The following is a 13,616-nucleotide window of genomic DNA, read 5'->3' on the forward strand; positions in this document are numbered from 1 at the left end:
TTTATTCGGTTCCGACTTAAACCTTTCAGGCAATCATCCTCTATTGAGAGAAAACATGCTCAGATCAGTCGCTGCGACCGCGTTTGTTTCACTCTTTCTTGCTGCCCCGGCTCAGGCGCAGGATGATCCGGTGGTGGTCGAACTGTTCACCTCGCAGGGGTGCTCGTCCTGCCCGCCAGCAGACCGGATCATGCATGAATTGGCCAAGCGGGATGATGTAATCGGTCTGGCGTTGCATGTGGATTATTGGGACTACATTGGCTGGAAAGATGAATACGCCAATCCCGACCACACCGATCGTCAGCGCGCCTATGCACGTGAAGGCGGGCGGACGATGATCTATACGCCGCAGATGGTTGTGAATGGGCAGCAGGATGTGGTTGGGGCCAAGTCAATTGAACTGAACCGGCTAATCGATGCACACCTGACTGCGCCGCCGGAGGCCGAGGTCAGTGCCACGCGTATCGCGAACGAAGTATCCATGAATGTCGTTCCGATCGAGTTACCAGACGACGAAACCTATGATGTTCGGATTGTGCAGTATTCGCCGATGCGTCGCACCTCGATCCGGCGTGGCGAATTGGCCGGACATGATCTGGATTATGCAAACGTGGTCGAGAATTGGCAGATTGCCGGTCGCTGGGATGGCCAAACACCGCAGAGTTTCACCGCAACATTGTCATCGGAATTGCCTGCCGTTGTACTGATCCAGCGCAGTGGCCATGGTCCGATCGTGGCCGCAGCGCGGGTTAAGTGATCAGGGCATATCCTTTGGCTGGACCCCCAGTCCCCTCCAGGACTTCCAGCGCCGATGAATCCAGAACCATTGCCCCATGTGCTGACGCACCATCGCTTCCAGATCGTCATTGGTAAACTGGGTCATGGTTTTGGCATCAGTATGCGGGACCGGGTCGTGCAGGACGATCTCAAAATCGATCCCGTTGGGTTGGCGCACTGCATAGCAGGGGATCAGCACAGCCTTGTATTTGATCGCAAGTTCCGCGTTCAGCACCGAGGTGACGGCGGGTTTGCCGAAAAAGGTCAGCTCCTCACCACCATGCGCATGCAGGTCGGATACAATGGCAATGATGCCTCCGCTTTTCAGTGAACGTACCATTTCGACCATACCTCGGCGGCCCTGTTCGAACATGGGCGACCCGGTCTGATAGAATGCCTCGACATACATGTCGTTGAAATATGGATTCGCCATGCGGCGATAGAGGCTGCCGATGGGTTTACCGCTACGCGCCTGCAGCGCGACCCGCGCGGCCAGATAGTGCCCGAAATGCGCAGTGATCATCATCACTGGACGCCCTTCCGCCACGGCGGCATCAAATGCTTCGACACCCGAGCCCGATACTTTGGCCTTGCTTTGTCGCTCGATGAAACCGTCGGCTGAAAAATGCTCCATGATCGCGCGCCCGGCATTGTCAGGCACGGCGCGGCAGATGCGTTTGACCTCGGCCTCGGGCAGGTCTGGGCAGGTGAGTTTCAGGTTGCGGCGCACGCGGGTTCGAAACCCGACAATAGGGGCAAGCCAGCGCACAATCGCGCCCATCGCTCCGATGCGGCGCTCATATGGCAGCAGGCGCATGCCGCGGATTACGCCGGTCAGAAACAGGTTGGCGACGTAGTATTTTCCAAGCTCAAATCGGCTTAGTTCCGACTTTTCGACGGGCATGGGGAGAGACACCTGAGCGTTGTGAACTGCGCGACGAGACATACAGGCCCCATCGTGCGATCACAAGTGGTCGCGCCTTGCCGGACTATTCTGCATTCTCCTCCGCCTCGACCAATGCGATCGCGCCCTCGTCCAAAAGCGCGCGGATGGCTGCAACGATCTGCGACATCGCGTCTTCACTGTCGGATTGTTTGACCTTGCCACGATCGGCCATTTCTTCCCGTAAGTTGTCCGCCATGCGAGAGGACATGTTGGCTAGGAAGAACTCGACCGTGGCGAGGTCTTCGTCGCTATTGGCTCCGGCCAACGCCGTGATGAGAACGGGTTGATCCACACCGCGCAGAATCGCTGGAACATCGCGGGGTTGGATGCGCGAGGGCACATGCGAAAAGATGAAGATCGATTGCCGGACGGTATCGGCAAAATCGGAGTCTTCTTCGTCCAGCGCGGTCAGCAAACCATCACGCGTCGCCGCGGCCGACTGGTTGAGGATCGCGCCCACACGCTCACCCGGCCCATCCCGAAAGGCGGGCTCGGGGCGTTGATCCAGCTGAGCGGCCAAGGACCATCCGATCCGCTCTACCGCCTCGGGCGTCACGTTGGCCGTTTTCGATACAGCATAGGTTATCCGTCGCGCTGTGGGGCCGGGCAGGTGGCCCAACAACTGGGCAGCCTTGGCGGTTTCGAGTTTCGACAGCATAACGGCGGCGACTTCGGTGCTTTCAGCTTTGGCCATCTCGGCCAGATCTTCTGAGGGTACTTCGCGCAAACGCTGCCATGGGTCACCGATCTGCCTCACGCCAGCTACCTTGCGCAGCCGGGCGGCGGTGGCTGGGGCGATCTTGCCGTTCACCGCGTCCAGAGCACCGGCTAGCCCATGGGGAAATGCAAGCCCTACGCCATCCAGCGCATCGGCAAATTCCTGCGCGACGGCGGCCAGCGTTACCCGGTCAACCAACCCCATCTGTCCAAGTTGGTGGGTAAGTTGTTCCTGCAGTGAATCAGGAAGCTCTTCCAGCGGGATATCCGCCCCCTCGTTCAGCAGCAGCCGAACCACAACTGCGGCTTTCTCTCGGTTGCTGAGGGCGCGCGGCACAACACGTGGCGCATCATCGTCCTGTTCAACGACCGGGGGGTGCGCGCCCGGCGTCATCTGCACCATTAGTTTCGTGTCCTGCATCTGCCTGCAATGCCTCATTCGCGTTGCAGGCAGAATATAGAGAGTCGGGTAAAGAAACCCTGAAACTCAGTAGCTATATGTCAGCCCTGTTCTGATCGCTTCGCGCAGCGATGTCTCAGCCCATGTGCCTTCGCCACCACGCGCCTTGATCTCGCGCCATTGTGCGATGGCCAATTCGGTCTTGCCCTCTGTAACAAATCCCTGACCCATGTAGCTGCGGGCGAGGATGTTGTCGGGATTGGATTCAATTGCTTTCTGGTAAAATGCGTCAGCCATTTTCAGCTCACCCATCTTGCGATAGGTGAACCCCCAATAGGTCTGCACCCGATCATCATCTTGATCCATGATACGCAGAATGCCCTGAGCATTTTCGTACTGCCCGTCGTAAGCCAACTCGCGCACGGCATCATACAGTTGGTCTTCGGTGAAATTCGTCTTGTTGGGTTTGACGCAGCGCCCGGCTGCCTCGTCATAGACGCGGCCAAACAGGCATTTCTTGGTGGTGTTGGTGGGCTTGGGCGGGCTGCTGTCCCCACCACCCGCAGCAATGGCCATGGGCGCGAAGGTAAAGGCCTGAAGAGCGATGGCCGAGGCTAGTACAAGACGCATTTTCCTACTCCGTTGTCAAAGAGACTTGTTACAATCATAGCTTGATCTTCAAAAAAGCTAACGATTGACTGATCGCTTTTATTCACAAGCAGGAAATAAAAATGTCAGCTATTGACGATTTTCATGCAGCTTTGGCTTTCGCTGTCCCAAATTGTGCCTTCAGCACAGGACTGGGTTTGCTTGGTGTTACCGTTACAGGCAAATCCGGCGGTGCCCGCACAGATAAGAGCAATTGCGCATAGAGCAGTTCGTAGCATCGAGTTTTCCTTTCGCGGAAACTGTGCCAACAGATTAACCGATTTTTGCCAATCTGGCAAAGACACAAGGCCCGGCTGCATTGAGCAAACCGGGCCAAGTTTTTAGCACTGTTTGAGTTTGAATTATTCGCCGAATACGCGGGCGAAAATCGTATCTACATGTTTGGTATGGTAGCCGAGATCGAATTTCTCTTCGATTTCTTTCGGGCTCAGCGCGGCGGTGACATCGGCGTCGGCCAACAGTTCCTCTTTGAAGTCGGTGCGATGCTCCCAGACTTTCAGTGCGTTGCGCTGAACCATGGCATAGGCATCCTCGCGGCTTACACCGGCTTGGGTCAACGCCAACAGCACTCGTTGGCTCATGACAAGACCGGGGAACTTGTTCATGTTCTCGATCATGTTCTCGGGGAAGATCAGCATCTTGTCGATTACACCGGTCAATCGCGCGAGTGCAAAGTCCAGCGTGATAGTGGCATCCGGCCCGATCATGCGTTCGACCGAGGAATGCGAGATATCGCGCTCGTGCCACAGCGCCACGTTCTCCATCGCCGGGATCACGGCCGCACGCACCATGCGTGCAAGACCGGTCAGGTTCTCGGTCAGCACCGGGTTCTTCTTGTGCGGCATCGCGGATGAGCCTTTCTGACCCATCGAGAAGAACTCGGCCCCCTCCAGCACTTCGGTACGCTGCATGTGGCGGATTTCGATAGCGATGTTTTCGATGCTGCTGGCGATAACACCCAGTGTGGCGAAGAATGCGGCGTGACGGTCGCGGGGAATGACCTGCGTACTGATCGGTTCAGGCACCAGACCCAGCTTGTCGCAGACATGCTCTTCAACCTGCGGGTCGATATTCGCAAACGTCCCGACCGCGCCGCTGATCGCTCCGGTGGCGATTTCCGCGCGGGCATCGCGCATCCGGGACAAGTTGCGGTCCATCTCGGCATAGAAGCGGGCAAAGGTCAGGCCCATCGTGGTGGGTTCGGCATGGATACCGTGGCTGCGACCGATGCGAACGGTGTCTTTGTGCTCGATCGCGCGGCGTTTCAGGGCAGCCAACAGACCTTCGAGGTCTGCAATCAGCAGGTCGGCGGCGCGGGTCAGTTGCACATTGAAGCAAGTGTCCAGTACGTCCGAGGAGGTCATGCCCTGATGCACGAAGCGGGCTTCCTCGCTACCCACATGTTCGGCCAGATGGGTCAGGAAGGCGATGACGTCGTGTTTGGTGACGGCTTCGATCTCGTCGATACGGGCGACATCAAACTCCACATCCTTGGCTTTCCACACGGCCTCGGCGTTTTCACGCGGGATCACGCCTAGATCGGCCATGGCGTCGCAGGCGTGCGCCTCGATCTCGTACCAAATGCGGAACTTGCTCTCGGGTGACCAGATGGCGACCATATCGGGGCGTGAATAGCGGGGAATCATTGGCGGCAGCACCTTTTTATGATTGGGATGAGGCGTTGGCGCGGGGTTTAGCCGCGCATTGACCAAGGAACAAGGCGCGAGTGCTGGGATGAGACGGTTTGCCCTGATTTTATTGCTTTGGCCCGGATTTGTGGCCGCCGACGAGTTTCAGCAACTGACGGGTGATGAGATTCTGATGGCGCTTGCTGGCAAGAAGCTCGACTATGGCGAGGGGATCACCCAGACCTTCGATAGCAATATGCAAACGCAGTACTTTTCAGGCCGCCCAAGTTCGGGACGATGGGCCGTTCGTGATGATCGCTATTGCTCGGTCTGGCCGCCTTCGGATTTCTGGGCTTGTTATGATGTTGAGCAAAGCGGTGAAACCATCCGGTTTGTGGATGATTCAGGCAATACAACTGACGGAATCTATTTGAAGTGAGCCTGCCCAGAAATATTTATGATTTCCAGGGGGTTTGGGACCTGAGCCGCCTCATCCGGGACGAGCGTGCAGGCCAGATCATTCAGGCCGAGGGTAAGGCAGAGCTTCGGCAAGATACCCAAGGGTTGGTCTATGATGAGACGGTCACGCTGCGTGTTCCGGGGCAGCCTGCAATGACGGGAACGCGTCGATACCTTTGGCGCGACGCCGGTGATCGGATCGCCATTCACTTTGATGATGATCGGTTTTTTCACGCACTTAAACTTGGCCAAACCCGGGTCAAGGATCATCACGATTGCCCGCCGGACAGCTATGATGCAGACTATGATTTCTCAGGATGGCCGCGCTGGACAGTCCGCTGGACTGTATCAGGACCGCGAAAATCCTATGAAATGGAGACCAAATACGCGCTGCGATAGCGTAATCATCTTGCAGCAACGGCCCGGAACGGGCATTGCTGCATGTGCAAATAAGTCCGAATGTGGAGAAATGAGATGAACGCAAACGTACTGGCCAATGCTTTTGGCCCGCGTGAGGGGACGGCGCTGCGCGTCAAGCAGGTGGCTCTGGTTGCCCTGGGCATCGTTGCTCTGGCCGTTGCAGCCAAAATCAAAGTGCCGATGTGGCCGGTTCCGATCACCATGGGCACATTCGCCGTTCTGACCATCGGCACCGCCTATGGCGCGCGCCTTGGCCTGATCACGATGCTGGGTTACCTGCTGGTTGGTGCTCTGGGCTTTGACGTGTTTGCAGGTTCCTCGGCCGAAAAATACGGCCTGACCTACATGATGGGTGGCACCGGCGGCTATCTGGTTGGTTACCTGATGGCGACCATTCTGCTGGGCGCACTGGCCGCGCGCGGCTGGGACCGTTCGGTCGGCAAGCTGGCGCTGGCGCTGGTACTGGCCAACGTGCTGATCTACGTGCCGGGACTGCTGTGGTTGGGTCAGCTGTATGGCTGGGACAAGCCGATCCTGGAATGGGGTCTGACACCGTTCCTGCTGGGTGACGCGATCAAGCTGGCGCTGGCCGCTCTGCTGATCCCTGGCCTGTGGAAGCTGCTGGGCGACGCACGCACCTGATAGCGCGCTCTTGCGCAAGACACACCCGCGTTCGGAGCTTTCCGGACGCGGGTTTTTTATTGTCTGCAGAACAGGATACTGGACAAAGTCAAACTGCATGGGCAACCTGACATCAGAAAACTGATCAGGTTATTGAGATATGCGTATTTTGTTAAGCTTGGTGCTTGCTGCAAGTGCCGTGACTTGGTTGGCTGTAACGCCTGTGCAAGCCGACACGCCCGTGACTTACACCGATGAAGGACGCGCCCTGTTCCGCTTTGAGGTTCCCGACTTTTGGACATTGCGTACCGGTGGCCCGCGTGAAATCGAGGATACCAATCTGGGCGATGCCCGTGCGGTTTCGCGCGTCATGGGGATCAGACCGGTGACCGACGATAATGTCTGGATGGGCTTCGTCTCACCATCACGGGTTTCCAGCATTCAGGGCGGGCTGAGCTATCTTGAGGATATCGACAAATTCCTCGTCAAAGACCCGACCGTGACCAGCACCAGCAATACAAGGATTGGTGGGCGGCCAGCCCACGTTATTCGAGGCACCGGCAATCGGGATGGGCGAGGCGTAAACTTTACCGCCACTGTGATCGACCTGCCGCGAGACCGTGTTGCGATTGGGGTTGCGATCCTGCGTGACGGGGCCGACCCGTCTTATGTTGATGCCTTGAACGCCGTTTTCGCGTCGTTCCGGTCTTTGCAGTAAGGAGGCTCGGATGACTCGCAAACTGTTAAAACGGTCTGTTCTGGCGCTGGGGTTGGGTACTGCAACGTTTACATTGTCCGCCTGCGATGGCGTGTCCGTCGGGGTAGGGTATGGCGTTGGGTATGACCCGTTCTACGACTCGATGCTGTGGAATGATTACTACCACGACCGTAACGTGAATGTAGATGTTGACATAAACCGCCCAGACCGGCCCGACCGCCCCGATCGACCGGTTCGTCCAAACCCTCCACCGCGGCCAAAGCCACCGATCGCCAAACCGCCGTCGCGTCCGCATCCCCCGGTGGCGCGTCCTCCGACGGCACGGCCACCAATTCACCGACCCTCACCGAGGCGCCGTTAGAAAAAGGGGGCAAAAGCCCCCTTCAATCATTATCATAAGCTGACAAAGGTGGTTTTCAGTCCAGCAGCTCAGTCGTGATATGGGCCGAGCCTTCAAGGGTTCGGTGCACGGGACATTTATCTGCGATCTCCAATAGCTTAGTACGTTGCGCGGCATCCAGCGGCCCTTGTAGCCGTATCTTGCGGCGGAACTGATCGACCTTGCCATCGCTGGCCAGTCCGGCGTCCTGCGCGTGTACCTTGTCGTGGCAGACATCGACGGTGATACCCGTCAGAGGCCATTTCTTGCGCCGCGCATACATGCGAATGGTCATCGAGGTACAGGCGCCCAATCCCGAGGACACAAATCCATAAGGGGACATGCCTCGGTCCGTTCCTCCGTACGAAGCGGGCTCGTCAGCGACCGCATGGTGGCGCGGGCCGGACTGGATGTCTTGCAGGAACCCTGCCGGGTCTGCCTCGGTCACGCGAACAACACCTTCCGGGGCACCGGGTGGTGGGGCGGGCGGGCACAGTTTGACGTATCTCGACACCCAAGCCGCAATGACATCCGCCGCGTAATCCGCATCAGCGGCGCGCGTGATCAGATGGTCGGCATCGTCCAGCGTGACAAAACTTTTTGGATGCTTCGCAGCCAGAAAGATGGTGCTGGCGTTGTCAATGCTGACCGTGTCATCGCGCGGTGCGTGCAGGATCAGAAGCGCTGCTTTCAAATCTGAAACGGCAGGGCTAAGCGCGGCCTCTGAAATGTCATCGACAAAAGCTTTGCCAATGCGGAACGGGCGACCGCCAAGCGAAACCTCTGCGCTGCCTTGCGCCTGAATCTGGGGCAGGGCGGCCTCGAAATGGTGTGATACGTGGCCCGGGTCAGCAGGCGCACCCAATGTGACGACCGCCTTGACCGACGGTATGCCAGCGCGTGCGCGCAGTACCGCAGCGCCGCCAAGTGAATGGCCAATAAGCAGGGCGGGGGCCATGTTGCGGCCGGACAGGTAGTGCGCTGCAGCGATCAGATCTTCGACATTTGAGGTGAATGTCGTATTCGCAAACTCTCCATCCGAGTGGCCAAGGCCTGTAAAATCAAACCTGAGCACGGCGATGCCCATCGCCGCCAAACGCGCCGAAATGCGCCGTGCGGCAGGTATGTCCTTAGAGCAGGTAAAGCAATGCGCAAACAAAGCCGTTGCCAGTACCGGCCCGTCCGGCAGATCAAGGCGCGCGGCCAATTGGCTGCCGTCGTGACCGGCGAAAGTAATGCGTTCGGTGGGCATGATGAATCCTTGGTGGTCCAGGTTTCGACAATACTGTGTGCTGTGTGCGGTTCTCTCAACCCCTGTGTCAGTGGCGTAACAGGAAGGTGAGGGGGTGGGACCACGTAGCCCTTGGCGCGTCGCATCAATGCATTGTTGGGGTTGGTATTTGAGCAATCAAAAAATGTGATGATAATTCGGATAAACATTCATTTTACTTATTTATACTTGAACCCCAACTTGCAATCATCCTTCTTATCCAAAGCAGAGGTCAAAATGGCACATACAACATCTGCACCGCTAAGCCCGACACTCCACGCCGGAGTTCTGTTGGCAATTCTCGTGACTGGCGCAATTGGTTTTGCACTGGGACAAAGCTGGCCGCTGACGAATACGTCTGAGGACACGCCAACTCTCACAGTGCCTGAGGATTGGCACGGTAATGTCAGACGGTCCCACTGGTCGAACTAGGCGATAGCGCTTAGCCAGACCCCATCAACTGTGCGTCGAACGGATACTTCGTGAGGTTTTCATAGCCGTCTTCGGTGATCAGCACCTGATCTTCCAGCTTGATCGAGAAATCGCCGCCAACCTCGCCAACTGCCGCTTCGACGCACAACACCATTCCGGGTTCAAGTGGATAATCATAGGATCCCTCGACCGCCTTGTCGGGATAGGCTACCAAGGGCCATTCATCGCACAATCCAACTCCATGCATCAGGCAGCCGTATTTCTGTGCCTGAAACTTGTCATCCAGCCGATGGGCATTCGCAGTTAGTTCCGGGATCATGACGCCGGGCTTCAGCATTTCCATATTGGTCATGATATGCTCATGCGCGTGCTGCATGGCATAGATCATGTCGGGGCGCGGTTTTTGATCGCCGATCCACCAGGTTCGTGAGATGTCGACGCAAATGCCGTAAGACCCGATCAGGTCGGTATCGAACGCGATGATTTCATTTTGCCGCGTGATGCGCGGGCCGCATTCCTGAAACCAGGGATTGGTGCGCTGGCCCGAGGCAAGCAAGCGGGTCTCGATCCATTCACCACCGCGCCGGATGTTTTCAGCATGTAGCACTGCCCAAATGTCATCCTCGGATGTCTTCCCGTCTCCGACATTGACACGTGCGAAGCGCTCCATTTCGGCCACAGCGGTCTCGCAGGCGTGGCTGGCGCAGCGCATGGCGAGGATTTCATCGGGGCCTTTGATGGCACGGGTTTTTTCGGTAAGCTCTTCGCCCTCCATCACCTCGAAGCCCTGCGCCTCGAGCGCGCGCAGGCCGTGCAGCATGATCTTGTCGACCCCCAGCCGCATGTTGCCGCCGCCGTGTTCATCAATCAGGGCGCGCACCTCGTTCGAGAACACATCTGCTGCGATGTCAATCTTGTCACCCCGATCGAAATAGAACAGATCCGCGCCCGAGCGCTGCTCGCGTACCAGCGGGTTGAATTTCGACAGGAACGGAGAGTTCTTGTAATCCCAGATCACCATATACCCGTCAGCGCAAACCAGAACGGCCCGGAACGGGTTATGGGTGTTCCACAGCTGCATGTTGGTGCTGTCGGTCGCGTAGCGAATATTCAGGGGGTCAAACAGCAAGATCCCGCCCCAATCGCGTTGCACGATGGCCTGGGTCAGGCGTTTCCAGCGATACTCACGCATCCGCTCCAGATTGGGCAGGCTCAACCCAGCTGCGGCCCATTCGTCAAAGACAAGCTGTGTCGGTCCGATCTCGATCCTGTCATTGTCGTTCGGTGTCCCGTCCCCGAGGGTGGCGCCCCGGGTCGGGTCAATCTTACGGGTGTCACGATATGGTGTGTTCACGGTTGGACCTTTCTGCTTGCCTGCCCAACCTGCAAATCCAGATGCGCTGCGTCTTCTAGGTTTGCGACCGTCTTCTGGTCGCTTTTTGACCGACAGCGCCAGAGCAGGGTGTTATGCCTCGACTATGACCGTGATATTACAGCAAGCCATTCCCTATGATCCACTCGCCCAAAACCCGCTGCCTGGCATTAAGCCCGCGGACCCCAGGGCTTGGTTGCATCGCGACGATGCATTTTCTGCCCAGATGCAACGACGCGCGGCGCTGTTGGCGCAGCAAAAACAGGATGTCTTGGCGCAAAGCCCCGAGGCGTTGGCACCCGCGCAGGAGTTGCTGGAACTGGTCATTCAGCAAGTTTATCCGAATGTCTCCGATCACGTTGTGCGGCCCGACGGTGTACGGGTTGAGGTTGACCGGGAACGCCCGTTGGAAACGCTATGCCATTTGGTGCAAGAGGATTTCTGCATTCTGCAGAAACACGATGACGAGCATGTTTTGACTGGCGCGATCCTGTGCTTTCCTGCAAGCTGGATGCTGTCGGAAAAGTTCATGCGCCCGTTGATTGGGATCCATGAACCGGTTGATGCCTACGACGCCAATATTGCCCGCAGAGTTCAACGATTGTTTGACGGCATTCAGCCCAACCGGCCACTCTGGCGGTTCAATGCGCTTTGGTACAATGATGCCGAATTGTTCCAACCGCGTAGTCTCATGCAGCGACGCACACCGCGGGATGAAAATTCGGCCCGATATCTGCGTAGTGAACGTCAGACTCTCTTGCGTTTACCTGAGACAAACGCAGTGGTGTTCGCGATCCACACTTATGTAATGGCCGCTGATCAGGTCCTTAAAATGGAAAACCCCGCCTGACGGCGGGGCCTCCAAGGAGGGTCTTGGGTAATTTGATTACATGCCAATCGCGCTGGCGACCTCGGCAAAAGCATTCGTAGCGTTCAGGCCAAAAATCGCTGTGGTAAAAGCCAGAACCTGAGTGTTGAGGCGGAAATCCTCACCCCGGATCAGATTGACTGCTGCCAGGGATATGGCAATCGGTGTCGATATGCTTGCCACAGCACCAGTCATGCCCCAGCTGGTCAGTCGCAGAATATCGCTTGGGCGTTCCGTTTCGTCCTCGGACTGGTGAATGTTGCCGGCGGGCAGGGGAGCATCAGCCTCGGTCCGGAAGGCGATACTGAGCAGTTGGTCGTCACTTAGCTTGATCGGACGCGGCTTGGCGTGTTTGGTCTGTGTATTTTCCGCATCAGGATCGGGCAGATCAAGCCCCGCAAATGGGCCGCTGACTGCTTCGAATATCTGCTTTCGGTTCCGGGCGTTGCGCGGCGCAATTGAATCAAAGGCACTCATGAATTGTTCGATGGTCAGAACCGTTTTGGGCGACAACCATTCGACACGACGGGTCGTACAGATGTCGACCATTCGGTACAGGATCACCACAAGCATCAACTCGGATATTTCACTGTCATCGAGCAGTTTTGACACCGGACAAATCGAGATCGTCAGCCGGTTTCCCGGCAGCGTAACCGCAGCACGCGGCATAGTTTTGAGACCAGCGGTTCGATCCATCCGCTCATGGTGATTGTGATCTACTTGGGTTGGTTCCGAGTCCAATGTCAGACGCACGAGATATTGGCTGCTGACGATACTGGCCTCCGATGCGCTAAGAAGCGTCTTGCGCTCGACCAGATGGCCATAGTCACCCAGCGTCGTCGAGACGACCTCGCACAGACGCTCAAGCGCGCCATCTGCCGACCCGTCAAACTGGAGGCCACCGTGGTAACTATGCTTTGCAGTCACAGCATGTTCCTTTGCTGTCATAATCTTCACAACAAATTAACAGGCGAAATGGCGCAAATTTTGACCAAAATGGAAAAAAGTCGAAATATTCCAAGATTGATTACGCTTTGGAAACCAAGAAAATCGGGGTTTCCTTAAATCTATGTGGCAACAATGTGGCCGAATTCAGGTGCTCTGACGTCAAGCCTATGACTGCCCTAGTTGTCGATTCGCGCCGCCATGATTGCAATGGATTGCTGGTAGACCGAGGCCGCATTCCATTGCTGTATGACCGCAAAATTCGGCTCTCCGGGTTGATAGCCGCGACCGGGCTTCCACCCTTTCTTACGTAGAAAATTCGCGGTCGAGGCGAGCGCGTCGGTCATGTTATAAAAATCGACCCGACCGTCACCGGTGGCGTCCACACCATAGGTCAGGGCGTTGCCGGGCAGGAACTGTGTATGCCCCAGCTCGCCATGTTTTGCCCCTTTTGTCGCCATCGTAAGGGTACCTTGGTCAACCAGTTTTAAGGCGCCGATAGCGTGCGGGATGAAGAATTCGGATCGGCGACAATCATAGGCTAATGTCGTGATTGCGGAAACAACCTGACTATCTCCCATGAAACCTCCAAAGCCGGTTTCCATGCCGTGAATGGCAATCAGCACACCCGCCGGTACGCCATATTGACGCTCGAGCGTGGCGTAAAACTGCGGATTGCGAGCTTTGCGCTTGCGCCCTTGCGCAACGATGGTGTTTGCCCCGCGCACCTGCATGAATTTGTCTAATGAGTATTTAAAGCTCTTCTGATTGCGATCCGCGGCAATCGTACGTGTTGCATATTGCGTCTGCGCGAGCGCTTGCAGACCCTTCTTTTTCACACCCGCCCGTTTGGCGGTTTTGGCAAAGTCGGCTTTCCAGGCCTCAAACCCGCTGCTGGTATTCCCACAAGGGGCGGACAGTGCCACTGAGGGCAGAAGGAACGCGAGTGCAGCGTAAAGGCGAAGACGAGGCATAGAGGAAATCCGAGTGCAAAA

General features: G+C 56.9%; 16 protein-coding genes. 8 read left to right on the forward strand and 8 right to left on the reverse strand.

Annotated features, from left to right (window positions below; genetic code table 11):
- Positions 1-55 precede the first annotated feature (55 nt).
- Positions 56-757: a DUF1223 domain-containing protein gene (locus ACR0DE_RS09195; protein WP_170512892.1), complete on the forward strand. Its 702-nt coding sequence runs from the start codon at positions 56-58 to the stop codon at positions 755-757.
- Here the strand turns inward: ACR0DE_RS09195 and ACR0DE_RS09200 are convergent, their stop codons facing one another.
- The 4 genes from ACR0DE_RS09200 to purB form a co-directional block, all read right to left on the reverse strand.
- Positions 758-1,681, reverse strand: a complete 924-nt coding sequence (locus tag ACR0DE_RS09200; RefSeq protein WP_170396406.1) for a lysophospholipid acyltransferase family protein — start codon at positions 1,679-1,681, stop codon at positions 758-760.
- Positions 1,682-1,766: 85 nt separating this feature from the next.
- Positions 1,767-2,843: a flagellar motor switch protein FliG gene (locus ACR0DE_RS09205; protein WP_480753769.1), complete on the reverse strand. Its 1,077-nt coding sequence runs from the start codon at positions 2,841-2,843 to the stop codon at positions 1,767-1,769.
- 84 nt (positions 2,844-2,927) lie between these two features.
- Entirely contained in the window at positions 2,928-3,470 is a 543-nt protein-coding gene (locus ACR0DE_RS09210) for a hypothetical protein (RefSeq protein ID WP_480752793.1), read from the reverse strand.
- A gap of 380 nt (positions 3,471-3,850) precedes the next feature.
- Complete coding sequence (gene purB / locus ACR0DE_RS09215) at positions 3,851-5,155, reverse strand: adenylosuccinate lyase (RefSeq protein WP_170396410.1); 1,305 nt, start codon at positions 5,153-5,155, stop codon at positions 3,851-3,853.
- An 88-nt stretch (positions 5,156-5,243) separates the two neighbouring features.
- On the opposite strand from purB, the gene ACR0DE_RS09220 reads away from it, so the two are divergent.
- The 5 genes from ACR0DE_RS09220 (at position 5,244) to ACR0DE_RS09240 (ending at position 7,716) form a co-directional block, all read left to right on the forward strand.
- The gene (locus ACR0DE_RS09220) at positions 5,244-5,576 is read left to right on the forward strand and encodes a hypothetical protein (protein WP_170396412.1); all 333 of its coding nucleotides are present in this window, start codon (positions 5,244-5,246) and stop codon (positions 5,574-5,576) included.
- Positions 5,573-5,995 carry a DUF6314 family protein gene (locus ACR0DE_RS09225; RefSeq protein WP_170422260.1) on the forward strand — a complete coding sequence of 141 codons (423 nt, stop codon included), beginning with the start codon at positions 5,573-5,575 and terminating at the stop codon, positions 5,993-5,995. Before ACR0DE_RS09220 ends, ACR0DE_RS09225 begins: the two co-directional genes overlap by 4 nt.
- A 75-nt stretch (positions 5,996-6,070) precedes the next feature.
- Complete coding sequence (locus tag ACR0DE_RS09230) at positions 6,071-6,658, forward strand: biotin transporter BioY (RefSeq protein ID WP_170396416.1); 588 nt, start codon at positions 6,071-6,073, stop codon at positions 6,656-6,658.
- Positions 6,659-6,797: 139 nt separating this feature from the next.
- Positions 6,798-7,355 carry a hypothetical protein gene (locus ACR0DE_RS09235; protein ID WP_170511968.1) on the forward strand — a complete coding sequence of 186 codons (558 nt, stop codon included), beginning with the start codon at positions 6,798-6,800 and terminating at the stop codon, positions 7,353-7,355.
- Positions 7,356-7,365: 10 nt separating this feature from the next.
- Positions 7,366-7,716 (forward strand): hypothetical protein, encoded by a 351-nt coding sequence (locus ACR0DE_RS09240; RefSeq protein WP_170403183.1) that lies wholly within the window; start codon positions 7,366-7,368, stop codon positions 7,714-7,716.
- A gap of 55 nt (positions 7,717-7,771) precedes the next feature.
- On the opposite strand, the gene ACR0DE_RS09245 is transcribed toward ACR0DE_RS09240, so the two are convergent.
- Positions 7,772-8,986: a bifunctional alpha/beta hydrolase/OsmC family protein gene (locus ACR0DE_RS09245; protein ID WP_480752797.1), complete on the reverse strand. Its 1,215-nt coding sequence runs from the start codon at positions 8,984-8,986 to the stop codon at positions 7,772-7,774.
- A 255-nt stretch (positions 8,987-9,241) separates the two neighbouring features.
- Here ACR0DE_RS09245 and ACR0DE_RS09250 point away from each other — a divergent pair, with 255 nt between their 5' ends.
- The gene (locus ACR0DE_RS09250; protein WP_480752799.1) at positions 9,242-9,436 is read left to right on the forward strand and encodes a hypothetical protein; all 195 of its coding nucleotides are present in this window, start codon (positions 9,242-9,244) and stop codon (positions 9,434-9,436) included.
- A 10-nt stretch (positions 9,437-9,446) separates the two neighbouring features.
- Here the strand turns inward: ACR0DE_RS09250 and dddP are convergent, their stop codons facing one another.
- Entirely contained in the window at positions 9,447-10,790 is a 1,344-nt protein-coding gene (gene dddP, locus ACR0DE_RS09255) for a dimethylsulfonioproprionate lyase DddP (protein ID WP_480752801.1), read from the reverse strand.
- Positions 10,791-10,914: 124 nt separating this feature from the next.
- Here dddP and ACR0DE_RS09260 point away from each other — a divergent pair, with 124 nt between their 5' ends.
- Complete coding sequence (locus ACR0DE_RS09260) at positions 10,915-11,658, forward strand: heme-dependent oxidative N-demethylase family protein (RefSeq protein ID WP_170396428.1); 744 nt, start codon at positions 10,915-10,917, stop codon at positions 11,656-11,658.
- A 36-nt stretch (positions 11,659-11,694) separates the two neighbouring features.
- Here the strand turns inward: ACR0DE_RS09260 and ACR0DE_RS09265 are convergent, their stop codons facing one another.
- Both ACR0DE_RS09265 and ACR0DE_RS09270 read right to left on the reverse strand, forming a co-directional pair.
- Positions 11,695-12,603, reverse strand: a complete 909-nt coding sequence (locus ACR0DE_RS09265; RefSeq protein WP_480438669.1) for a hypothetical protein — start codon at positions 12,601-12,603, stop codon at positions 11,695-11,697.
- Between the two features lie 197 nt (positions 12,604-12,800).
- A complete protein-coding gene (locus tag ACR0DE_RS09270; protein ID WP_170598005.1) occupies positions 12,801-13,595 on the reverse strand; it encodes a lytic murein transglycosylase in 795 nt (264 codons plus the stop codon).
- Positions 13,596-13,616 lie beyond the last annotated feature (21 nt).

It is taken from the genome of Ruegeria sp. C10 (assembly GCF_056537805.1).

Coding starts and splice junctions, on each gene's coding strand:
- ACR0DE_RS09195 (WP_170512892.1), top strand. CDS start 56: ATGCTCAGATCAGTCGCTGCGACCGCGTTTGTTTCACTCTTTCTTGCT.
- ACR0DE_RS09200 (WP_170396406.1), bottom strand. CDS start 1,681: ATGCCCGTCGAAAAGTCGGAACTAAGCCGATTTGAGCTTGGAAAATAC.
- ACR0DE_RS09205 (WP_480753769.1), bottom strand. CDS start 2,843: ATGGTGCAGATGACGCCGGGCGCGCACCCCCCGGTCGTTGAACAGGAC.
- ACR0DE_RS09210 (WP_480752793.1), bottom strand. CDS start 3,470: ATGCGTCTTGTACTAGCCTCGGCCATCGCTCTTCAGGCCTTTACCTTC.
- purB (WP_170396410.1), bottom strand. CDS start 5,155: ATGATTCCCCGCTATTCACGCCCCGATATGGTCGCCATCTGGTCACCC.
- ACR0DE_RS09220 (WP_170396412.1), top strand. CDS start 5,244: ATGAGACGGTTTGCCCTGATTTTATTGCTTTGGCCCGGATTTGTGGCC.
- ACR0DE_RS09230 (WP_170396416.1), top strand. CDS start 6,071: ATGAACGCAAACGTACTGGCCAATGCTTTTGGCCCGCGTGAGGGGACG.
- ACR0DE_RS09235 (WP_170511968.1), top strand. CDS start 6,798: ATGCGTATTTTGTTAAGCTTGGTGCTTGCTGCAAGTGCCGTGACTTGG.
- ACR0DE_RS09240 (WP_170403183.1), top strand. CDS start 7,366: ATGACTCGCAAACTGTTAAAACGGTCTGTTCTGGCGCTGGGGTTGGGT.
- ACR0DE_RS09245 (WP_480752797.1), bottom strand. CDS start 8,986: ATGCCCACCGAACGCATTACTTTCGCCGGTCACGACGGCAGCCAATTG.
- ACR0DE_RS09250 (WP_480752799.1), top strand. CDS start 9,242: ATGGCACATACAACATCTGCACCGCTAAGCCCGACACTCCACGCCGGA.
- ACR0DE_RS09260 (WP_170396428.1), top strand. CDS start 10,915: ATGACCGTGATATTACAGCAAGCCATTCCCTATGATCCACTCGCCCAA.
- ACR0DE_RS09270 (WP_170598005.1), bottom strand. CDS start 13,595: ATGCCTCGTCTTCGCCTTTACGCTGCACTCGCGTTCCTTCTGCCCTCA.